The organism is Streptomyces sp. NPDC086777, from assembly GCF_040702065.1.
Lineage (GTDB): Bacteria > Actinomycetota > Actinomycetes > Streptomycetales > Streptomycetaceae > Streptomyces.
In genome coordinates this window covers 207,841-226,601 of record NZ_JBFBJI010000012.1, presented here as the reverse complement: position 1 = coordinate 226,601, position 18,761 = coordinate 207,841, and the positions used below count along the sequence as shown (strand labels likewise).

Annotated in this window: 23 protein-coding genes; 15 read left to right on the top strand and 8 right to left on the bottom strand. The window is 71.7% G+C overall.

Annotated features, from left to right (window positions below):
- The first annotated feature begins 32 nt into the window (after nt 1-32).
- The gene (locus AB0472_RS19285; protein ID WP_366357658.1) at nt 33-680 is read left to right on the top strand and encodes a cysteine hydrolase; all 648 of its coding nucleotides are present in this window, start codon (nt 33-35) and stop codon (nt 678-680) included.
- 3 nt (nt 681-683) lie between these two features.
- Here the strand turns inward: AB0472_RS19285 and AB0472_RS19280 are convergent, their stop codons facing one another.
- A complete protein-coding gene (locus AB0472_RS19280; protein ID WP_366357657.1) occupies nt 684-1,184 on the bottom strand; it encodes a Rieske (2Fe-2S) protein in 501 nt (166 codons plus the stop codon).
- Between the two features lie 227 nt (nt 1,185-1,411).
- A complete protein-coding gene (locus tag AB0472_RS19275) occupies nt 1,412-2,212 on the bottom strand; it encodes a helix-turn-helix transcriptional regulator (protein ID WP_366357656.1) in 801 nt (266 codons plus the stop codon).
- Between the two features lie 315 nt (nt 2,213-2,527).
- On the opposite strand from AB0472_RS19275, the gene AB0472_RS19270 reads away from it, so the two are divergent.
- From AB0472_RS19270 to AB0472_RS19240, 7 genes are all read left to right on the top strand, one after another.
- Nucleotides 2,528-3,292: a HipA family kinase gene (locus AB0472_RS19270; protein ID WP_366357655.1), complete on the top strand. Its 765-nt coding sequence runs from the start codon at nt 2,528-2,530 to the stop codon at nt 3,290-3,292.
- Between the two features lie 29 nt (nt 3,293-3,321).
- Nucleotides 3,322-3,738, top strand: a complete 417-nt coding sequence (locus tag AB0472_RS19265; protein ID WP_366357687.1) for a DUF3037 domain-containing protein — start codon at nt 3,322-3,324, stop codon at nt 3,736-3,738.
- Nucleotides 3,739-3,874: 136 nt separating this feature from the next.
- A complete protein-coding gene (fabG, locus tag AB0472_RS19260) occupies nt 3,875-4,636 on the top strand; it encodes a 3-oxoacyl-ACP reductase FabG (protein WP_089105586.1) in 762 nt (253 codons plus the stop codon).
- A gap of 31 nt (nt 4,637-4,667) precedes the next feature.
- The gene (locus AB0472_RS19255; protein ID WP_366357654.1) at nt 4,668-5,429 is read left to right on the top strand and encodes an SDR family oxidoreductase; all 762 of its coding nucleotides are present in this window, start codon (nt 4,668-4,670) and stop codon (nt 5,427-5,429) included.
- A 211-nt stretch (nt 5,430-5,640) separates the two neighbouring features.
- Nucleotides 5,641-7,218: an ABC transporter substrate-binding protein gene (locus AB0472_RS19250; protein ID WP_366357653.1), complete on the top strand. Its 1,578-nt coding sequence runs from the start codon at nt 5,641-5,643 to the stop codon at nt 7,216-7,218.
- Nucleotides 7,219-7,311: 93 nt separating this feature from the next.
- The gene (ung, locus tag AB0472_RS19245) at nt 7,312-7,998 is read left to right on the top strand and encodes a uracil-DNA glycosylase (RefSeq protein WP_366357652.1); all 687 of its coding nucleotides are present in this window, start codon (nt 7,312-7,314) and stop codon (nt 7,996-7,998) included.
- Nucleotides 7,999-8,189: 191 nt separating this feature from the next.
- Nucleotides 8,190-8,690: a hypothetical protein gene (locus AB0472_RS19240; protein ID WP_366357651.1), complete on the top strand. Its 501-nt coding sequence runs from the start codon at nt 8,190-8,192 to the stop codon at nt 8,688-8,690.
- 15 nt (nt 8,691-8,705) lie between these two features.
- On the opposite strand, the gene AB0472_RS19235 is transcribed toward AB0472_RS19240, so the two are convergent.
- The gene (locus AB0472_RS19235; RefSeq protein WP_366357650.1) at nt 8,706-9,179 is read right to left on the bottom strand and encodes a hypothetical protein; all 474 of its coding nucleotides are present in this window, start codon (nt 9,177-9,179) and stop codon (nt 8,706-8,708) included.
- Nucleotides 9,180-9,291: 112 nt separating this feature from the next.
- Complete coding sequence (locus AB0472_RS19230) at nt 9,292-9,804, bottom strand: DinB family protein (protein WP_366357649.1); 513 nt, start codon at nt 9,802-9,804, stop codon at nt 9,292-9,294.
- Between the two features lie 98 nt (nt 9,805-9,902).
- On the opposite strand from AB0472_RS19230, the gene AB0472_RS19225 reads away from it, so the two are divergent.
- Nucleotides 9,903-10,814: a Gfo/Idh/MocA family oxidoreductase gene (locus tag AB0472_RS19225; RefSeq protein WP_366357648.1), complete on the top strand. Its 912-nt coding sequence runs from the start codon at nt 9,903-9,905 to the stop codon at nt 10,812-10,814.
- On the opposite strand, the gene lnt is transcribed toward AB0472_RS19225, so the two are convergent.
- Together lnt and AB0472_RS19215 are read right to left on the bottom strand one after the other, a co-directional pair.
- Nucleotides 10,732-12,306 carry an apolipoprotein N-acyltransferase gene (gene lnt, locus AB0472_RS19220; RefSeq protein WP_366357647.1) on the bottom strand — a complete coding sequence of 525 codons (1,575 nt, stop codon included), beginning with the start codon at nt 12,304-12,306 and terminating at the stop codon, nt 10,732-10,734. The two genes, AB0472_RS19225 and lnt, sit on opposite strands and share 83 nt — an antisense overlap.
- Nucleotides 12,307-12,382: 76 nt before the next feature.
- Nucleotides 12,383-12,868 (bottom strand): nuclear transport factor 2 family protein, encoded by a 486-nt coding sequence (locus AB0472_RS19215; RefSeq protein WP_366357646.1) that lies wholly within the window; start codon nt 12,866-12,868, stop codon nt 12,383-12,385.
- A gap of 166 nt (nt 12,869-13,034) precedes the next feature.
- Between AB0472_RS19215 and AB0472_RS19210 the strand changes: the two genes are divergently transcribed.
- Both AB0472_RS19210 and AB0472_RS19205 read left to right on the top strand, forming a co-directional pair.
- Nucleotides 13,035-13,607, top strand: a complete 573-nt coding sequence (locus AB0472_RS19210; protein WP_366357645.1) for a dihydrofolate reductase family protein — start codon at nt 13,035-13,037, stop codon at nt 13,605-13,607.
- A 104-nt stretch (nt 13,608-13,711) separates the two neighbouring features.
- Nucleotides 13,712-14,452, top strand: coding sequence for an SDR family oxidoreductase (locus tag AB0472_RS19205; RefSeq protein WP_366357644.1), 741 nt, complete (start codon nt 13,712-13,714; stop codon nt 14,450-14,452).
- 12 nt (nt 14,453-14,464) lie between these two features.
- Here the strand turns inward: AB0472_RS19205 and AB0472_RS19200 are convergent, their stop codons facing one another.
- Together AB0472_RS19200 and AB0472_RS19195 are read right to left on the bottom strand one after the other, a co-directional pair.
- A complete protein-coding gene (locus AB0472_RS19200) occupies nt 14,465-14,644 on the bottom strand; it encodes a hypothetical protein (protein ID WP_089105573.1) in 180 nt (59 codons plus the stop codon).
- A gap of 285 nt (nt 14,645-14,929) precedes the next feature.
- On the bottom strand, nt 14,930-15,754 hold the full coding sequence (locus AB0472_RS19195) for a helix-turn-helix transcriptional regulator (protein ID WP_366357643.1): 825 nt from the start codon (nt 15,752-15,754) through the stop codon (nt 14,930-14,932).
- Between the two features lie 133 nt (nt 15,755-15,887).
- On the opposite strand from AB0472_RS19195, the gene AB0472_RS19190 reads away from it, so the two are divergent.
- The 4 genes from AB0472_RS19190 to AB0472_RS19175 all read left to right on the top strand — a co-directional run bounded on the left by AB0472_RS19190 (nt 15,888) and on the right by AB0472_RS19175 (nt 18,341).
- On the top strand, nt 15,888-16,595 hold the full coding sequence (locus tag AB0472_RS19190; RefSeq protein ID WP_366357642.1) for an alpha/beta fold hydrolase: 708 nt from the start codon (nt 15,888-15,890) through the stop codon (nt 16,593-16,595).
- Between the two features lie 54 nt (nt 16,596-16,649).
- The gene (locus AB0472_RS19185; protein ID WP_366357641.1) at nt 16,650-17,024 is read left to right on the top strand and encodes a DUF4440 domain-containing protein; all 375 of its coding nucleotides are present in this window, start codon (nt 16,650-16,652) and stop codon (nt 17,022-17,024) included.
- Between the two features lie 385 nt (nt 17,025-17,409).
- Entirely contained in the window at nt 17,410-17,811 is a 402-nt protein-coding gene (locus AB0472_RS19180; RefSeq protein WP_366357640.1) for a hypothetical protein, read from the top strand.
- Nucleotides 17,812-17,909: 98 nt separating this feature from the next.
- Nucleotides 17,910-18,341 (top strand): hypothetical protein, encoded by a 432-nt coding sequence (locus AB0472_RS19175; RefSeq protein ID WP_366357639.1) that lies wholly within the window; start codon nt 17,910-17,912, stop codon nt 18,339-18,341.
- Nucleotides 18,342-18,761 lie beyond the last annotated feature (420 nt).

The following is an 18,761-nucleotide window of genomic DNA, read 5'->3' as shown; positions in this document are numbered from 1 at the left end:
ACCCGCCCCGCACCAACGTGGAAGGGGGCGTCATGCCGTCCTCGTACGAACGGCTCGCGGAACTCCTCGACCCCGTGAGCACCGTGCTGCTCACCGTCGAATGCCAGCAGGGCGTGGTGGGCCCGGACAGCGCACTGCCCGAACTCGCCCGTGAGGCGCGGACGTCGGGGGCACTCAACAACATCGCCCGCCTGGTCGCCGCCGCGCACGACACCGGTGTCCAGGTGATCCACGCGATCGCCGAACGGCGCCCGGACGGCCGCGGCGCCAACCGCAACGCGCGCCTGTTCCGCGCCGCCGAACGGCTGCCCGTCCAGCAGCTCTCCGGCACCGCGGCGGTCCGCGTCGCGCCCCCCATCGAGGTCTCGGAGGAGGACCTCGTGGTACGGCGGCTGCACGGGCTGTCGCCGATCCACGGCACCGATGTCGACCCGCTGCTGCGCAACCTCGGCTGCCGCACGCTGATCGTCACCGGTGTCTCGGCCAACGTGGCCGTCCCCAATGCCGTGTTCGACGCGGTCAACCGGGGCTACACGGCGGTGGTCCCGGCCGACGCCGTCGCGGGAGTGCCCCCCGAGTACACCCCCGCGATGGTCCGCAACACCCTCGCGTTGGTCGCCACGGTCGCGACCACGGACGAGGTGCTCGGCTGCCTCGCAAAACCGCGCCGGCGGCCTTGAGGATCAGGCCAGCGAGATCTGGTCGCCGGAGACCGTGATGTCGGCCGCCGTCAGACCCGTGGTCGCCGGGCCCTGCTTCACGCTGCCGTCCGCTATGGCGAACTTGCTGCCGTGGCAGGGGCAGACGATCTCGCCGTTGGCGATGCTGGTCACCGCGCAGCCGGCGTGCGGGCACTTCGTCGAGAACGCCTTGTACGTGCCCGACGTCGGCTGGGTGACGACCACGGCCTGGTCCTTGTAGATGGTGCCGCCGCCCTCGGGGATGTCCGTGGTCTTGGCGAGCGCGGTGCCACCGGCCGCGGCCGTGGAGCCGCCGGCCGAGCCGTTGCTGTCCTGGGTGGTGGAGCCACCGCCCGCGTTGCCGTTCGTGGTGGTCGTGCTCGACGAGTCGTCGTCCGACGACCCGCAGGCGGTCAGCGCGGCGGCGAGCCCTGCCGCTCCGGCCGCCACCATGACGGTGCGGCGAGCCGGGTTGGCCGAGGGGTTGAGCGGTGCGCTGGTCATGTGAGGGGTTCCCTTCCGCGGAGCTTCTCGTTGATCCGTCCAGGGGTACGGTCTTCGGGCACCACCTGTTCAGACGGCATCCAGATACTGACCACCTGGACATGAGGCTTCGGTAAAACGTCGCTGTCGATTCGCTGTCGGTCCTGACCTGCACCGCAGCCGGACCGGTCTCCGTGACGGGAATGTCCTCGGACTCTGCCGGGAGGACTTCGCCGGAATCGGCCGGATTATTCGACGCGGTTTTCCTCGGCGGTGAGAAACACGACCAGTGAGAGCTTTTCGTCATGGGCGTCGGCCAGTTCCAGACGGTCCAGGTCGACACGTCCGAGCCGGGGGTGCCGCAGTTCCTTCCGGGCCGAGGCGTATCCGCTGACGTTCCGCTCGTCCCACAGCGCGCGGAACGTCCCGGAGGCGGCCAGCAGCGACTCCAGCAGTGCGGGGCCGCGCGGATCGTCGGGGTACCGGGCGAGGGCCACCCGCAACTGGCCGGCCAGGGAGCGTGCCTCGCCGGGCCAGTCGACGAACAGCTCCCGTCCCCGTTCCTCGGTGAAGGTGATCCACAGGATGTTGCGCTCGTCCGCCGGACGCCGGTCGAGGCCGCCGAGCAGGTCGGCGTACGCGTCGTTGTACGCCAGCAGGTCCCACCAGGGGTTCGTCACGTAAGCGGGCTTGGGGGAGAGTTCCCGTACCAGCCGTGCCAGCAGGGGGTCGACCTTCGCGGGCCCCGGACGGGCGGGTGGCGGCACCAGCGCGGCCAGGCTGAACAGGTGCGCACGCTGGGGTCCGGAGAGTCGCAGCGCGCGGGCCAGGCTTTCGATGACCTGTCTGTTCACGCTGATGTCGCGGCCCTGTTCGAGCCAGGTGTACCAGGTGACGCTCAGTCCGGCGAGCTGCGCCAGCTCCTCGCGGCGCAGCCCCGGGGTACGGCGTCGCGGCCCGGACCGGAAGCCTGCGGCCGCCGGGTCGGTCGCCTCCCGCCGGGCGCGGAGGAAGGCGCCGAGTTCGTCGCGCTGGACCAGGTCTGCCATGGGCCGGACTCCTCTGCGGCGGTGGTTCCACCCCTCACCGTAGGAGTCTCCGTGACCATGACGCCAACGAGATTTGGGAACATCTGATATGCGCTGAAGTCATGGAAGTCGTGGAAGCCGTGGAAGCCGTGGAAGCCGTGGAAGCCGTGGGAGACGCGGACGTCCCGGGCGCCCGGGCACGCTCGCCGCCCAGGCCTGGCGGTCGTTCCCGGCCCCGGAACTCAGCCGCTGTCACGCTCGGTTACTATGCTCACTTCGTGCCGGAGGCCCCCCGGTCGCCGACTGCCTGGTTGAGAAGCTGGATGGCCTGGGAAAATGCTGCGAGAAGTCACCGCGACCCGCTACATCACGCCCCTGCGGGAGGGCGGCTCGCTGCCGGGGCTCGTCGAGGCCGACGATCTCGGCACGTACGTCCTGAAGTTCACCGGTGCGGGGCAGGGCCGCAAGACGCTGGTCGCCGAGGTCGTCTGCGGTGAACTCGCGCGCCGGCTCGGGTTCCGGATGCCCCGGCTGGTCACCGTCGAGCTGGATCCGGTGCTGGGGCTCGGCGAACCCGAACAGCAGGTCCAGGACCTGCTGCGGGGCAGCGGCGGCACCAACCTCGGCATGGACTTCCTCTCCGGTGCCCTCGGCTTCGACCCGCTCGCCTTCGCGGTGAGCCCCGAGGAAGCCGGGCGGATCGTGTGGTTCGACGCGCTCGTCAACAACGTCGACCGCTCCTGGCGCAACCCCAACCTGCTGGTCCACCAGGGCGACCTGTGGCTCATCGACCACGGCGCCACCATGATCTGGCAGCACAACTGGCCGGCGGCGGAGGCGTCCGCCGCCCGCCCGTACGACGCCGCCGACCACGCGCTGAGCGGGTTCGGCCCCGACGTCCGGGCGGCCGCCGCCGAGCTGGCGCCCCTGGTCACCGCGGACCTGCTCGCCGAGGTCACCGCCGAGATCCCGGACGCCTGGCTCGCCGCCGAGCCCGGCTTCGACACCCCGGACGACCTGCGGCGCACCTATGCCCGGCCGCTGCTCGCCCGGGCCGCCGCCATCCACGAGCGCATCACCGGCATCGAGGGGGCCAAGTGAGCGACACCCACATCAACGTGGCCGGACACATGACCGAGCGCCACATCACCCGGTCCGGCCAGGGCGGTGACCGGGACGTCTTCGAGTACGCCCTGCTGCGGGTCGTACCTCGCGTGGAGCGCGGCGAGTGCATCAACGCGGGCGTGCTCGTGTACTGCCGGGCCAAGGGCTACGTCGGTGCCCGCACCCACCTCGACGAGGCCCGGCTGCTGGCCCTGGACCCGCGGGCGGACGTCGCCGGGGTGCGGGCCGCGCTCGGCGCGGTGGAGGGAATCTGCGCGGGCGGTGCGGCGGCGGGGCACGCGGCCGGCGACGACCCGGGCCGGCGTTTCCGCTGGCTGGTGGCGCCCCGCTCCACCGTCGTGCAGCCGGGACCCGTGCACACCGGGCTCACCCGCGACCCGGCCGCCGAGACGGAGCGGTTGCTGGACCTCCTGGTGAGGTAATGGATCACACTGCGCGGAGTGACGTTGACACCGCGTGCCAGGGCTTCTAGCGTCACGTCTGTCGAAGGTACTAAGCGGTCGCTCACCGATCGGCCGGGTTCTCGATCAGGTGTTCTCAAGGGCGAGGAGAAACAGCATGTCCAGCACTGAGCAGCGGGTGGCCGTCGTCACCGGTGCCGCACGCGGCATCGGCGCCGCCACCGCCGTACGACTGGCCGCCGAGGGCCGCGCGGTCGCCGTGATCGACCTCGACGAAGCCGCCTGCAAGGACACCGTCGAGAAGATCACCGCGGCCGGCGGCAAGGCGATCGCGGTCGGCGCCGACGTCTCCGACGAGGCCCAGGTCGCCGCCGCGATCGCGCGGGTCGTCGAGGAGCTGGGCGCCCCGACCATCCTGGTCAACAACGCCGGCGTGCTCCGTGACAACCTGCTGTTCAAGATGTCCGCGTCCGACTGGGACACGGTCCTCAACGTGCATCTGCGCGGCTCCTTCCTGATGACCAAGGCCGTCCAGCAGCACATGGTCGAGGCCGGCTGGGGCCGGGTCGTCAACCTGTCCTCCTCCTCGGCGCTCGGCAACCGCGGCCAGGCCAACTACTCCGCCGCCAAGGCCGGTCTGCAGGGCTTCACCAAGACCCTCGCCATCGAGCTCGGCAAGTTCGGCATCACCGCCAACGCCGTCGCCCCCGGTTTCATCGCCACCGAGATGACCAAGGCCACCGCGGAGCGCGTGAAGATGGGCTTCGAGGAGTTCAAGGCCGCCGCCGCCACCCAGATCCCCGTGCAGCGCGTCGGCGAGCCCGAGGACATCGCCAACGCCATCGCCTTCTTCACGAACGAGGCCGCGGGCTTCGTCTCCGGCCAGGTGCTGTACGTGGCCGGCGGACCGCTCGACTAGCAGCACACCGGGGAACCTGAGGAACACTGACATGACTGAACTGCCCGAGCTGTCCGGCAAGGTCGCCGTCGTCACCGGCGCGAGCCGCGGCATCGGCTACGGCATAGCCGAGGCGATGATCGCCCGCGGCGACCGCGTCGTCATCACCGGCCGCAACGAGGAAACCCTCAAGGAGGCCGTCGAGAGCCTCGGCGCCGAGCGCGTCGTCGGAGTGGCCGGCAAGGCGCACGACCTGGCCCACCAGAGCGAGGTCGTCGAGCGCGCCATGGCCGCCTTCGGCCGTGTCGACTACCTGGTCAACAACGCCGGGACCAACCCGGTGTTCGGCCCGATCGCCGACGTCGACCTGGACGTGGCCCGCAAGGTGTTCGAGACCAACGTGGTCTCCGCCCTCGGCTTCGCCCAGAAGACCTGGCACGCCTGGCAGAAGGAGAACGGCGGCGCCATCGTCAACATCGCCTCCGTGGCCGGCCTGTCGGCCTCGCCGTTCATCGGTGCGTACGGCATCAGCAAGGCCGCGATGATCAACCTGACCCAGCAGCTGGCGCACGAGTTCGCCCCCGGCGTCCGGGTCAACGCGATCGCCCCCGCGGTCGTCAAGACCAAGTTCGCGGAGGCCCTGTACGAGGGCCGCGAGGCGGAGGCCGCCGCGGGCTACCCGCTGAAGCGGCTCGGCGTGCCCTCCGACATCGGCGGCGCCGCCGCGTTCCTCACCTCGGAGCAGTCCGACTGGATCACCGGCCAGACGCTCGTCGTCGACGGCGGCATATTCCTCAACGCCGGCATGGCCTGACGGGTCGTCGGGCGTCGTTTTCGTCACAGATATTTGCCTCATCTGTGAGGAAAACGGCGCCCACGTGATCGCACAAGATCCACACAGGAGGATGACAACGTCGTCATAGCACATTCGGTCAACGCCCGTGTTTCCGGGGTACTTCAACGCGCGCAACGCTGCGGTATGGTCTGCCGCCGACCCCTGGTACGGCGGATCGAGGAGCGTGCGCGTGTTCAACCGGAACCGAGGCCTGCGAAGAGTCGCCGCGGTCGCGTCCATCTCCCTGGCGGCCGGGTGCGGGGTGCTCTCCGACAGCAGCGCGGACAACAGCGGACCGATCGTCGTCGGCACCACCAGCGCCCCCAGCACCCTTGACCCGGCGGGATCGTGGGACGGCTCCTGGGAGCTGTTCCGCAACGTCTACCAGACACTGCTCGCCTACCCCGACGGCGCGACCACCCCGCAGCCCGACGCCGCGCAGAACTGCGCCTTCACGGACTCCGGCTCCCGCACCTACCGCTGCGAACTGCGCTCCGGCCTGAAGTTCGCCGACGGCGACAAGCTGGACGCCGCGGCCGTCAAGTACTCCATCGACCGCATCCGCAGCATCAACGCGCCCAGCGGCCCGGCCGGACTGCTCGGCAGCCTCGCCCAGGTCCAGACGACCGGCGAACGCGAGGTGGTCTTCCACCTCAACAAGCCCGACGCCACCTTCCCGTTCGTGCTCGCCACCCCGGCCATGTCCGTCGTCGACCCCGACGACTACCCCGCCCACTCGCTGCGCAAGGACGCCTCCGTGCACGGCTCCGGGCCGTACGTCCTGAAGTCCTACGAGGACGGCAAACGGGCCGAGCTGGTCCGCAACGACAAGTACCAGGGCTTCGCCGACCGGCAGAACGACGCGGTGACCATCCGCTACTTCCAGGACTCGGCCACCATGGTCAAGGCGCTGCGCTCCGGGGACATCGACGTCACCTACCGCGGCCTCGCCGCCTCCGACATCGTCGCCCTGCAGGCGCACCGCAGCACCGACCTGCAGCTGATCGACGGCACCGGCACCGACATCAGCTACCTGGTCTTCAACCCCAAGGACCCGTGGGCCAAGCTGCCCTCCGTGCGCAAGGCCGTCGCCCAGCTCGTCGACCGCGCCGCGATCGCCCACACCGTCTACAAGGACACCGTCGACCCGCTGTACTCCATGGTCCCGGCCGGCCTGACCGGCCACACCACCGGCTTCTTCGACGACTACGGCGACCCCAGCACCTCCAAGGCCCGCAAGATCCTCACCGACGCCGGCATCACCCGGCGCGTCCCGCTCACCTTCTGGTACACCACCGACCGCTACGGCTCCGAGACCGGCCGGATGTTCCAGCAGCTCAAGCAGCAGCTGGACGACTCCGGGCTGTTCACCATCACCCTCAGGAGCCGGCCCTGGAAGACCTATGTCGTCGGCTACCAGAAGGGCGAGTACCCGGTGTTCGGCCGCGGCTGGTTCCCGGACTTCCCCGACGCCGACAACTTCATCGCGCCCTTCGTCGGCGAGCAGAACGCCCTCGGCACGCCCTACCCGTCCCCGGTGATCACCGGCAGGCTGCTGCCGCGGTCCCGCAGCGAGAGCGACCGTGCCGAGGTCGTCAAGGACTTCGAGGAGGCCCAGCAGATCCTCGTCGACGACGCCCGGCTGATCCCGCTGTGGCAGGGGCGCCAGTACGTCGCGGCCAGCGACGACATCTCCGGCGGCGAGAAGGCGCTCGACCCGTCGACGATCATGATGATGTGGGAGCTGCACCGCAAGACCAGCTGGTGAAACCGCCGTCCGGCACCGGTTGTCAGTGGCCGCCTGTAGGTTTTCCGATACCAGCAGGATCTGCAAGTGACCGCAATTCGTGAGGACGTTGACGTGACCGACATCGCCATGCTGCCCGAGTCCTGGCGCGGGGTTCTGGGTGACGAACTGCAGCAGCCCTACTTCAAGGAGCTGACCGAGTTCGTCGAGGAGGAGCGGGCGAAGGGTCCCGTCTACCCGCCGCGCGAGGAGGTCTTCGCCGCCCTGGAGGCGACGCCGTTCGACCAGGTCAAGGTCTTCGTCCTCGGCCAGGACCCCTACCACGGCGAGGGCCAGGGCCACGGGCTGTGCTTCTCCGTCCGCCCCGGGGTGCGGATCCCGCCGTCCCTGCGGAACATCTACAAGGAGATGCGCGAGGAGCTGGGCTGGGAGTCCGTGCCCGACAACGGCTACCTGATGCCGTGGGCCCAGCAGGGCGTGCTGCTGCTCAACGCGGTCCTCACGGTCCGCGCCGGTGAGGCCAACTCCCACAAGAACAAGGGCTGGGAGAAGTTCACGGACGCGGTGATCCGCGCGATCGCCGAGCGGCCCGACCCGGCCGTGTTCGTCCTCTGGGGCGGCTACGCCCAGAAGAAGCTCCGGCTGATCGACGAGACCCGGCACGTGGTGATCCAGGGCGCGCACCCCTCCCCGCTCTCCGCGAAGAAGTTCTTCGGCTCCCGCCCCTTCACCCGGATCAACGAGGCGGTGGCGGCCCAGGGCCACGAGGCGATCGACTGGCGGATCCCGGACCTGGGCTGAGCCCGCACAGAGGGCGCCTCGAAGCCGACCGGGGCAACGCGCCCCGTCAGGGGCGCGGGTAACCGCGCGACAAGCCAGTACGGCGCGCAGCCGACCACCGGCCCGCGGTCCAACGGCGCCGCCTGCCGATCAAACCCGGCGGCGCCGTCTAGCGTCGGCAGCACACAACGGCTTACAGCCCGGAGGGCCCCGTGGCGGAGCGACAGGAGCGCACGGCACCCGATGCCGTGCTCACGCGGATCGGGCAGGTCGTGATGCTGCACCACGCCGGGGACCGCGAGGAGGCCCGACGGCGCCTGCTCGACCTGTGGGCGGAGTTCGGCGAGCACGGCGAGCCGCTGCACCGCTGCACCCTGGCCCACTACCTGGCCGACACCCAGGACGACCCGGGCGACGAACTCGCCTGGGACCTGCGGGCGTTGTCCGCGGCGGACGAGGCGGAGGGAGACGCGCGGCTGCGCGGCTTCTACCCCTCCCTGCATCTGAACCTCGCCGCCGACTACATGAAGCTCGACCGTACCGAGGCCGCCCGCAGCCACCTGCACCGGGCCCGCGGCGCGGCCACGGCCCTCGGCGACGACGGGTACGGCGACGGGGTCCGGACCGCGATCAGCCGCCTGGAACTGCGGCTCGGCGACGCGGGCGACCCCGGCGGAGAGTCCTGGGGCCCACCGCGACAGCGGCCCGAGTAGCGCCGCGCCGGGCTCTCAACGCCCGTACGCCTGTGCACAGACGCGCGCCTGCGTGCTGTCCGCCGCCCAGCCGCCGTACTGCTCGCCGAGGGCGCACACGTCCGGGGCCTTCGGGGCGGAGCGGGAGAGGTCGGGGAGGCCGGCCCGTGGGCTGTGCGACCGGTGGGCGGTGGGGGAATGGGGCGCGGCGGCCCGCGGCGCCGCCGGGGGGCGACGGCCGGCCGGGGGAGCGGGCGCCGGGGCGTGCGAGGCGGCCGGGGCGGCCTGGTGGGGCGGCCGGGACGGGCCGACCATCTCCAGGGCCTCCTTGACCGGCGCCTGCACCACCCGCGGCTGGGAGCTGCCGTCCGGGCGGGGCACCGACGGCAGCGAGGGCGCCGTGCCCGGAGGCGGGCCGGGCGCCGCCGGGTGCTGGACCGTCACACAGCCGGAGAGGGCCGAGACGGTCACGGTGACCAGGAGCGCTGCGGTGGACGTCGTTCGATGCACCCGCGCAACTCTGCTGGTTCGGCGCGGGGGTTGACACCGTCGACAACACTTTGGTGCCCCGCACGGGTGATCTCGTGCCCCGTACGGGGGACGGGTGGCTCTCAGGCTGACGTCAGTCGCCGGTCGCGCCGTCGATCCGCTCCCGGATCAGGTCGGCGTGGCCGTTGTGCCGGGCGTACTCCTCGATCATGTGGGTGTGGATCCAGCGCAGGTTGAACCGTTCGCCGGTACGGCGGTGGCGGCCCTTGGACAGGTCGTCCAGACCGAAGCCGGCGGCGGCACCGCGGGCTGCCTCGATCTCGGCCTGCCAGACCGCATTGGTCTCCTGCCAGGTGTCCGCGTCGGTGAGGTGGAAATCGCCGTCCGGATCCTCGTCGCTCCAGTACAGCGGCGGCGCCTCCGCGCCGGCCAGGACCCTGCGGTACCAGGACCGCTCCACGTCGGCCATGTGCCGCACCAGCCCCATCAGGGACAGCGGGGACGGCTCCACGGAGGCGGTCCGGAGCTGGGCGTCGGTCAGGCCCTCGCACTTCGCGGCGAGGGTCTGCCGGTGGAACTCCAGCCAGCCCTCCAGCATGGTGCGTTCGTCGGCGTCGACGTCGGGTGCACGGCGTTCGGTCGTCATGCCCGGCATCCTGGCGCACCCCCGGCCGGTCCCACCACGGATTATCGGCCCGTATGCTTTCGCGCAGGCATGTGTGGGCAACCGCTAGGGGAGCGTCAGTGAAGGTCGGCTGCATCGGACTCGGCGACATCGCGCAGAAGGCGTACCTGCCGGTGCTGGCCGTGCAGCCGGGACTCGAACTCCACCTCCAGACCCGCACCCCCGCCACCCTGGCCCGGGTCGGAGACGGCCTCCACCTGCCCGCGGGCCGCCGGCACGCCACCCTCGACGACCTCCTCGCGCAGGACCTCGACGCCGCCTTCGTGCACGCGGCCACCGTCGCCCACCCCGAGATCGTCACCAGGCTGCTGGAGGCGGGCGTACCGACGTACGTCGACAAGCCCCTCGCCTACCGGCTCGAGGACTCCACCCGCCTTGTCACGCTCGCCGAGGCGCGGAACGTGTCGCTGGCGGTCGGCTTCAACCGGCGCCACGCCCCCGGCTACGTGCAGTGCGCCGACCACCCGCGCGAGCTGATCCTGATGCAGAAGAACCGCATCGGGCTGCCCGAGGAACCCCGCACGATGATCCTCGACGACTTCATCCACGTCGTCGACACCCTGCGCTTCCTCGCCCCCGGCGCGGTGGAGGACGTCACCGTCCGCGCCCGGGTCGCCGACGGCCTGCTGCACCACGTCGTCCTCCAGCTCGCCGGGGACGGCTTCACGGCGCTCGGCGTGATGAACAGGCTCAGCGGCTCGGCGGAGGAGATCCTGGAGGTCTCCGGGCAGGACACCAAGCGCCAGGTACTCAACCTCGCCGAGGTGATCGACCACAAGGGCCAGCCGACGGTCCGCAGGCGCGGCGACTGGGTGCCGGTCGCCCGGCAGCGCGGCATCGAGCAGGCCGTGCTCGCCTTCCTGGACGCCGTCCGTGCCGGGAAGGTGCTCAGCGCCCGGGACGCACTGGCGACTCATGAGCTGTGCGAGCAGGTGGTACGAGAGGTTCGGCGGCGCTCCGGCGCAGCCTGACCGTCCGCACTCCCTCGGCCAGGCAGTACGCGGCCAGCACCAGCAGCGCGCCGTCCACCGGCCAGTCGCCGTGGCGCACGAACGGGGTGACCCCGCGGGCGATCGGCACCTCGTAGATCCGGGCGGTGCTCGCGTCGGTGCCGAGCCACGGCCCGATGCGCTCGCCGCCCGGTCCGTACACGGCGGACACCCCGGTCAGGGTGGCGTGCACCATCGTCCGGCCGGTCTCGGCGGCCCGGAGCGCGGCCAGCGAGGCGTGCTGCTCGGGGGCCCAGCTGTCCTGGAAGGAAGAGGTCGACGACTGGCCGACCAGCACCTGGGCGCCGTTTTGGGCGAGGTGCCGGCTCATGTCGGGGAACGCCGTCTCGAAGCAGATCAGCGGTCCGATCCGCAGCCCGTGGCCGACGTCCGTCACCACCTGCCCGGTGCCGCGCCGCCGGTCCTCGCCCGCCGCCTTGCCGACCGAGGTGGCCCAGCCGAGCAGGGAACGGGCCGGTATGTACTCCCCGAACGGGACCAGACGCATCTTGTCGTACCGGTCGCCGGTCGGGCCGTCGGCGCCGACCAGGATGGAGCTCTTGTAGATGCCGGGGCGGTCGGAGCGCCGCGCGTCGACGTTGACCAGGATGTCCGCGCCGGTCTCCCGGGACAGGGCGGCGATCCGCCGCGCCAGGTCGGGCCGGTCCCCGAGGTCGTGGCCGACGCTGCTCTCGCCCCAGACGATCAGGTCGGGATGCTGCCCGGCCAGCCGCCGGGTCAGCTGCTCCTCCCGGTCGAACCGCCGGTCGCCGCTGTCGGTGCCGTCGACGACGCCCGGCTGGACGACGGCTATCCGGGCGTGACCGTCGACGTCCGGGCGCGGTGACCACACCCAGGCGGCCGAGGTCGCGGCGGCCGTGGCGACCAGCGAGGCCACGGCGGGGACCCGGGCCTCCCGTACGGACACCAGCACGGTGACCGCGACGTTGACCGCCACCACCAGGAAGCTGAGCAGCCACACCCCGCCGACCGAGGCCAGCCGCAGCGCCGGTGCCACCTGCCACTGGGTCGCGCCCAGCATGCCCCACGGCCCGCCGAGCCCCTGCCAGGACCGCACCAGCTCCACCATCAGCCAGCCCGAGGGCAGCACCAGCACGGCGGCCGCGGCCCGCCCCGGCGACGGCACCCCGCCAAGGAGCCGGCGGGTCACCCAGCCCCAGGGCGCCCAGAACGCGCTCAGCAGACCGGCGATCAGGAAGATGAAGACGTGCAGGCTCGGCAGCAGCCAGTGGTGCACGGCGACCATGAACCCGAACCCGCCGCACCAGCCGTCGTACGCGGCCCGCCGCCCGGTCGGCGCCGAACGGGCCAGCAGCAGCCACGGCACCAGCGCGACGTACGCGAACCACCACAGCGACGGCGCCGGGAAGGCCAGCACCGGCAGCGCGCCCGCGAGCGCCCCGGCGCAGTTGCGCCGCCACGGGGAGGTGAGCCAGCGCTCGACGGTCCTCATCCATCGCCTCCTGCCTGCGGGTCCTTCCAGTGTGCGGGACGGGGCGCGGGCTCCGACAGGGGGCAGGGGAGCGGGGTCAGTCGGACATGGCCACCGCGCGCGGGTCGGGCAGCCTGCGCCACCGCTCCTCGACGACGACCTGACGCAGCCGCCAGCCGTCCCGGGTGCGCAGGAACGCGAAGGAGTACCGGCCCCCGCACACGAAGTCCGGCGCGGTGGAGCCGGCGTCGCCGCCGGCGAACCGCATCGGGTTGACGTAGTCGGCCTGCAGACGGGCGGTGTCGCCGATGTCGTGGTCCAGGTTCCCGAACCGCACCCGGCGGTTGACGATCAGATGCTGCCGCATCGAGAACAGGGTCAGGTTCTCCGCGAGCCACCCGGCCACCTGTCCGGCATCGCCCTCTATCCCGCCGGCGGAGCGGTAGTCGGCCCGCCCGTCCGTCGTGAACAGCCTCCGGTACGCCGCCCAGTCACCGTCGTCGACGGCCACCGCGTACTCGGTGACCATCTCGTCCACGGCCAGCCGGTCCATCACGGTCGCGAGCTCCACACGCTGCGTCATCGGCTCAGTGTTGGGCACCGGGCGGGCGGAGCCAAGGGGCACGGACGATATTCGGGGATGTTCGAACCCGAACGCACGGTCGCCGAGTTGTTGGCCGCCGTGTGCCGATGAGTCCTGCGGGGCCCGACGGTCGTACTGTCGAACCCGTCACCGAGGAGGACTTCCGATGCGCAGCGTGACCTACTCGTTGAGCGTCTCGCTCGACGGCTACATCGTCGGGCCGGACGGCGGCATCGACTGGACGGCGCCCGACGAGGAGGTCTTCCGCCTCGCCACCGACGAGGTCCGGGAGGCCGGCGTCCATCTGCTGGGGCGGCGGCTGTACGAGACGATGCTGTTCTGGGAGAGCGCCGGCCAGGACCCGTCGCTCGGCTTCTCGACGCTCGAGTTCGCCGAGGTCTGGAAGCGGCTTCCCAAGGTGGTGTTCTCCACCACGCTGTCCGAGGTGGCGGGCAACGCCCGCCTGGCCACCGGCGGTCTGGCGGAGGAGATCCGGCGGTTGCGGGCCGAGCCGGGGGAGGGCGACATCGCGATCGGCGGTGCGGCTCTCGCCGCGGCGGCGGCCGCGCTCGACCTGATCGACGAGTACCGGGTCAGTGTCTACCCGGTGCTGCTCGGCGGCGGCATCCCGTACTTTCCCCGGCACGAGCGCCGCGTGGACCTCGAACTGGTCGAATCCCGCACCTTCGGCTCGAAGGTCGTCCACCTTCGCTACCGCGTGGCCCGCCGGTCGGCCTGACCGGCCGCGCCACCGGTGCTCGCCACCGAGATCGGGCCGCTCTTCGGCTGCCTTGCGACGTGCCGACGTAAGATCGTTCTCCGGTCGGTTCGAGGAGGTCTGAGATGGCACGTCCCGTCACGGTGGTCACCGGTGGCAGCCGGGGTATCGGCGCGGCGACCTGTCTGCGGCTCGCGGCGGACGGGCACGATGTGGTGATCGGCTACGTGCGGGACGGGGACGCCGCCGAGGCGGTCGCGCAGGGGGTGCGGAAGAGCGGGGCGCGCTGTGCCGTCGTCCGGGTGGACACGTCCGTGGAGGCCGAGGTGGAGGGCCTGTTCGACGTGGCGGAACGGGAGTTGGGGGCTGTCACCGGACTGGTGAACAACGCCGCCGTGACCGGGCCGTTCGGACCTCTGGCCGACGCCGGGACCGCGGACCTGCGCCGGGTGGTGGAGGTCAACCTGCTGGGCACGCTGCTGTGTTCGCGCCGTGCCGCCCAGGTGATGGCGGCCCGGGGGACCGGGGCGATCGTGAACGTGTCCTCGGCGGCGGCCACCCTCGGCAGCCCCGGCGAGTACGTCCACTACGCGGCGACCAAGGCGGCCGTCGACGCCCTCACCGTGGGCCTCGCCAAGGAACTCGGCCCCGACGGCGTACGGGTCAACGCGGTGGCACCCGGCGTGATCGACACCGAGATCCACGCGGCGATGGGCGACCCCGGCCGGGCCGAACGGGTCGGTCACACCACGCCGTTGGGCCGGGCCGGCCGGCCCGAGGAGATCGCCGCCGCGATCGCCTGGCTGCTGTCGCCCGAGGCCTCCTACACGACGGGCACGGTGCTGCGCGTCTCCGGCGGCCGCTGAACCCCCGGCCCGTCAGGCCGCCTCGATGATCTGCTCGCGGATCGCCGCGGCCCACTCGACCACCAGCAGCTCGTACTCCGTCCGCTCCTGCGCCGACAGGGTTCCGCCCGCACGCAGCCACAGCGCCCGGATGTGCTCGTTGACCTCGGCAGCAGACCGCACGGAACCAGGGGTTCGGGAATCGGGGGACATGAGAAACAGCGTAGGGGGAAGAACTGACCGTGCGCTACCGGGCCATTACGCAGACCGTATGGGGTTGGTCACGGGCGGCACGGCGGACGGACGGCCGCGCCTTGGCATTTGCCGGACGTGTCGCCGGGGCTCCGGCCGGCCCTGGTGCCCCCATACAGGACTTCGCCCTTGCCGGAGCGGGTGCGGTGGCCCCAAATCCCAGGAAAACGACGGAAGTCGGGGGATGGCCGAGATGAGGTGCCCAGCCGTCGCCACCCCGTCGCCACCCCCATCGTCGACCGGTCGTCACCCCGTCGGCAGCGCCGAGGCGAGCAGGGCGAGCTTCTCGGCGCTGCTGCTTCCCGGGTCCGGGTGGTAGACGACGAGGGTCTGCCCCGCCGCGCCGCTGACGCCGAGCCGCTCCCGGTTCAGCCGCAGCCGGCCGACCTCGGGGTGGTCGACGACCTTGGCCGCGCCGTCGCAGGACGCCACGTCGTGGCGGGCCCACAGGCGGCTGAAGTGCGGGCTGGCGACGGAGAGTTCGCCGACGAGCTCGATGACACGCGGATCGTCCGTGTCGGTCCCGACGGAGCTCCGGAACCCGGCGACCATGCCGGCACCGGCCTCCTCCCAGCCGGGGTGCAGGGCCTGCTCGGCGGGGTCGAGGAAGATGTCCCGCAGCCGGTTGGCGCCGACCGAGAAACGCGGTGACAGGGCGGTCGCGAGGGCGTTGACGGCGAGGACGTCGAAGTACCGGCCCTCGACCAGCGCGGGCAGCGGGAGGGCGGCGACGAGCTGGGCGACGCCCGGCGGGACGGTCTCCTTGCGGACCCGGCGCCGGCGCCTGCGGGGCCGTTCGGCGCCCAGACGGAGCAGATACGCGGTCGCGGCCTCGTCGAGCCGCAGCACGCGCGCGAGGGACTCCAGGACCTGTACCGAGGGATTGCGGTCGCGGCCCTGCTCCAGGCGCAGGTAGTAGTCGGCGCTGATGCCCGCCAGCATCGCGACCTCCTCCCGGCGCAGGCCCGGCACCCGCCGTACCCCCAGCACGGGGATGCCGACCTGCTCGGGCGTGACCAGCTCGCGGCGGGCGCGCACGTACGAGCCCAGCAGGTTCGGTTCGTCGGTCATCCCGCCACCGTAACGCCGCCGCCGCGCTCGAGCCTGGCCCTGTCACCCCCAGGATCAGCAGGGCTCTGCCCCCTCCGCGGCGGGGCCGCGAGCGTGGCCGGTGACAGCGACGAACCTACCGAGGAGCGCGATCATGCCGACGTATCTGCTGGTGCACGGAGCCTGGCACAGCGGGGAGTGCTGGGAGCGGGTGGTCCCCCTGCTGGCGGCGGCCGGGCACCGGGTGTACGCACCGTCCCTGACCGGTCACGGTGAGAATGCCCATCTGCTCGGCCCGGACGTGGGCCTCGACACCCACGTGGCCGACGTGGTCGGGCTGATCAAGGACGAGGACCTCACCGACGTCGTCCTCGTCGGGCACAGCTACGCGGGGCTGGTCGTCTCGGGCGCCGCCAACGAGGTGCCCGACCGCATAGGGCACCTGGTCTACCTCGACGCGATGGTCCCGGAGCACGGCGAGACCGCGGCCGACGTCCAGCCCGTGACCCGGGACCTGATCGACAGGGCCCTTGCGTCCGACAGCGGCTGGCGGGTCCCGCCGCTGCCCGAACTGCCGCCGCCCTACGGACTGTTCGGGGTGACCGAGGCGGCGGACGTGGCGTGGCTGCGCGGCCTGCTGTCCGACCAGTCGGTGCGCAGCCTGCAACAGCCGGTGCGCCTGGACGATCCCGCCGTGGGCGCGATCCCGCGCACCCACATCCACTGCGTGGCGAACGTCCCGGAGGGCATCGTCCGGCGCTCCGTCCCGGCGAGCCAGCGGGTGTGGGAACTGCCCACCGGTCACGACTGCATGATCACCATGCCGGCCGAGCTGACCCGTCTGCTGCTCGGGCTGGGCTGAACTCCGGCGGGATATTCGCTGGGTCCGGCCGCCGGGTGTCCGTAGGGTCGGCCTATGACGGACGAGAACCAGCGGGCGGTACAGGCGGCCATCGACGCGGAGCTCCGGCTCCTCGACCCCGCGGTGCGCGCCCGCCCGGACCTCGTCCTGGAGCTTCTCGACCCGGAGTTCACCGAGGTCGGGGTCTCCGGCCGGCACTGGGACGCGACGTCGATCCTGACGGTGACCGGCGGCGCATCGGTGTCCCCCGAGTCACCGGTCGCGGTGAGCGAGATGTCCGGGACCGTCCTGGCCCCGGGCATCGTGCACCTGACCTACCTCGCGGACAACCAGGGCCGCCGCGCCTGGCGCAGCTCCCTGTGGCGACACACGGAGACGGGCTGGCGCATGTACCACCACCAGGGCACCCCGGCCACCGACCGCGACTGAGAGCGCCCCTGTGCGGCGCGAGGCCGTATCGCCCCCCCCGGCCTGCGGTCGCCACGGTGGTGCAGCGCCCCGAAGGGGGCGCTGGGGGTGCCCCCGGCCGAAGGCTGCGGGAGGAACTGCGCGACCAGCCACGACGGTGCCGCAGCCGACGGACGGCACACCGCGGCGCCCCGAGCGAACCCATGCGGTCAGAGCACTAGGACGGATCAAGGACGGTTCTAGGACGGTTCTAGGACGGTAGTGCTTAGCGTCGATCCTGATGTTCACCGACGTGATCGGTGGAACAAAATCTGTGCCCCCCGGACGTCAGGGGGCCCGCATGCCCCCGGAAAGTGGCAACTGGACCGGCCTCGCGGGGGCAAGAGGAATCAGGGGGAAACACACTATGACCCGTGCGTTCAAGGCGCTGGCCGCGCTCGCCATGACTGGGGCATCCGTCCTGGGGGTGACCTCTCAGGCGTCCGCCGACCCGAACCCGAACAACCATGGCTCCGAGGCGATGGTGATCCAGCTGGACACCCAGTACCACGTGGGCGTCTACAAGTGCGCCGACCCGGGATGCGACAAGATCGACAACGGCCTCGTCCTCTCGCCGGGCCAGTTCATCGAGGCCGACTGCTGGGTGTCCGGCGGGAGCGTCGGCAATATGGGCGACGTCTGGTACCGCACCGAGGAGGTGGGCGCCACGGCCGATGATCTGTTCCCACTGGATCAGGTGGCCTGGACCTTCGCGCCGTTCGTGGACGGCGCATACAGGTTCCACTGGACGGACATGCCCCACTGCTGAACCAGCCGTCGATACACAGCGGCCCCCGCACCGTCAGGGTGCGCCGCGCCTGAAATGGGCGCGGCACAGGGCCGCGCGTATCGGACGGGGAGACTCGCGTGAAGAAGGTCAGAAGGACGCTGGGCATCATGACCGCGACCGCCGGGCCGGCACTCACAGGCACTGTGGGTGCCGTCCCCGCCCACGCCGATTTCTACATCAACCTGTACACGAACCTCAGCCCGGGCGCGTGCCTGCGGCCGGACAGCAGCAACCTGGGCTCGTCAGTGCATCCGCACTCCTGCGACGGCAGCAGCCACTGGTGGGAGGTGCTGTCCAAGGGCGTCCACAACCGTCCGGTGTGGATGGGCCCTGGCGCCGACCACGGGGTCTGCCTCATCCCCGACTGGGACACCCAAGGGGCGCCGGCGGTGGTCACCAACGGGAACAACGGGGCGGTGTGCGACCAGTCCGACGCGTACTGGAGGGGCGCTCACCCGTACTACTGGGACGATCACGCCGCCAACCTCGACAACAACGACGGGCGGTAGCTGGACTACGACGTCTCCGGGGCCAGTCGCGGGCTCCAGGTGTGGAAGTCGATGGAGTCCCATCGCGACCAGCAGTTCTACGGGACGGACTTGGCCGGGTAGTCCCTGTCTCTACACGGTCCGTGGGAGGTGCCGAAGGGCCCCGTCCACCGCTCGCCCGACCCGAGCACGCCGCCGCGGCCGCGATGCCGCGCAGGCCGCTGTCGAGCAGCCGGCATCCTCTCCCGCCGGCCGAGGCCGGCAGCATCATCGCGCGCCGGTAGCGCACCGACTTGGTGCTGCCCGACGCGCGATCTGCTGCCGTTTCTGCCCCTCATGGTCGGTCAGTCCGCGCACACGGACAGGCTCGACCACTCGCGCCCCCAGCAGTCGTGTCCGACGTCCCGCGCATCCGACCGCCACGACCACCGACGCGGCGAA

Excerpts from the sequence above, each read along its gene's own strand:
- AB0472_RS19285 (WP_366357658.1), top strand. The coding sequence starts at position 33 with ATGCCGTCCTCGTACGAACGGCTCGCGGAACTCCTCGACCCCGTGAGC.
- AB0472_RS19280 (WP_366357657.1), bottom strand. The coding sequence starts at position 1,184 with ATGACCAGCGCACCGCTCAACCCCTCGGCCAACCCGGCTCGCCGCACC.
- AB0472_RS19275 (WP_366357656.1), bottom strand. The coding sequence starts at position 2,212 with ATGGCAGACCTGGTCCAGCGCGACGAACTCGGCGCCTTCCTCCGCGCC.
- AB0472_RS19270 (WP_366357655.1), top strand. The coding sequence starts at position 2,528 with ATGCTGCGAGAAGTCACCGCGACCCGCTACATCACGCCCCTGCGGGAG.
- AB0472_RS19265 (WP_366357687.1), top strand. The coding sequence starts at position 3,322 with ATGACCGAGCGCCACATCACCCGGTCCGGCCAGGGCGGTGACCGGGAC.
- fabG (WP_089105586.1), top strand. The coding sequence starts at position 3,875 with ATGTCCAGCACTGAGCAGCGGGTGGCCGTCGTCACCGGTGCCGCACGC.
- AB0472_RS19255 (WP_366357654.1), top strand. The coding sequence starts at position 4,668 with ATGACTGAACTGCCCGAGCTGTCCGGCAAGGTCGCCGTCGTCACCGGC.
- AB0472_RS19230 (WP_366357649.1), bottom strand. The coding sequence starts at position 9,804 with ATGACGACCGAACGCCGTGCACCCGACGTCGACGCCGACGAACGCACC.
- lnt (WP_366357647.1), bottom strand. The coding sequence starts at position 12,306 with ATGAGGACCGTCGAGCGCTGGCTCACCTCCCCGTGGCGGCGCAACTGC.
- AB0472_RS19215 (WP_366357646.1), bottom strand. The coding sequence starts at position 12,868 with ATGACGCAGCGTGTGGAGCTCGCGACCGTGATGGACCGGCTGGCCGTG.
- AB0472_RS19210 (WP_366357645.1), top strand. The coding sequence starts at position 13,035 with ATGCGCAGCGTGACCTACTCGTTGAGCGTCTCGCTCGACGGCTACATC.
- AB0472_RS19205 (WP_366357644.1), top strand. The coding sequence starts at position 13,712 with ATGGCACGTCCCGTCACGGTGGTCACCGGTGGCAGCCGGGGTATCGGC.
- AB0472_RS19200 (WP_089105573.1), bottom strand. The coding sequence starts at position 14,644 with ATGTCCCCCGATTCCCGAACCCCTGGTTCCGTGCGGTCTGCTGCCGAG.
- AB0472_RS19195 (WP_366357643.1), bottom strand. The coding sequence starts at position 15,754 with ATGACCGACGAACCGAACCTGCTGGGCTCGTACGTGCGCGCCCGCCGC.
- AB0472_RS19190 (WP_366357642.1), top strand. The coding sequence starts at position 15,888 with ATGCCGACGTATCTGCTGGTGCACGGAGCCTGGCACAGCGGGGAGTGC.
- AB0472_RS19185 (WP_366357641.1), top strand. The coding sequence starts at position 16,650 with ATGACGGACGAGAACCAGCGGGCGGTACAGGCGGCCATCGACGCGGAG.
- AB0472_RS19180 (WP_366357640.1), top strand. The coding sequence starts at position 17,410 with ATGACCCGTGCGTTCAAGGCGCTGGCCGCGCTCGCCATGACTGGGGCA.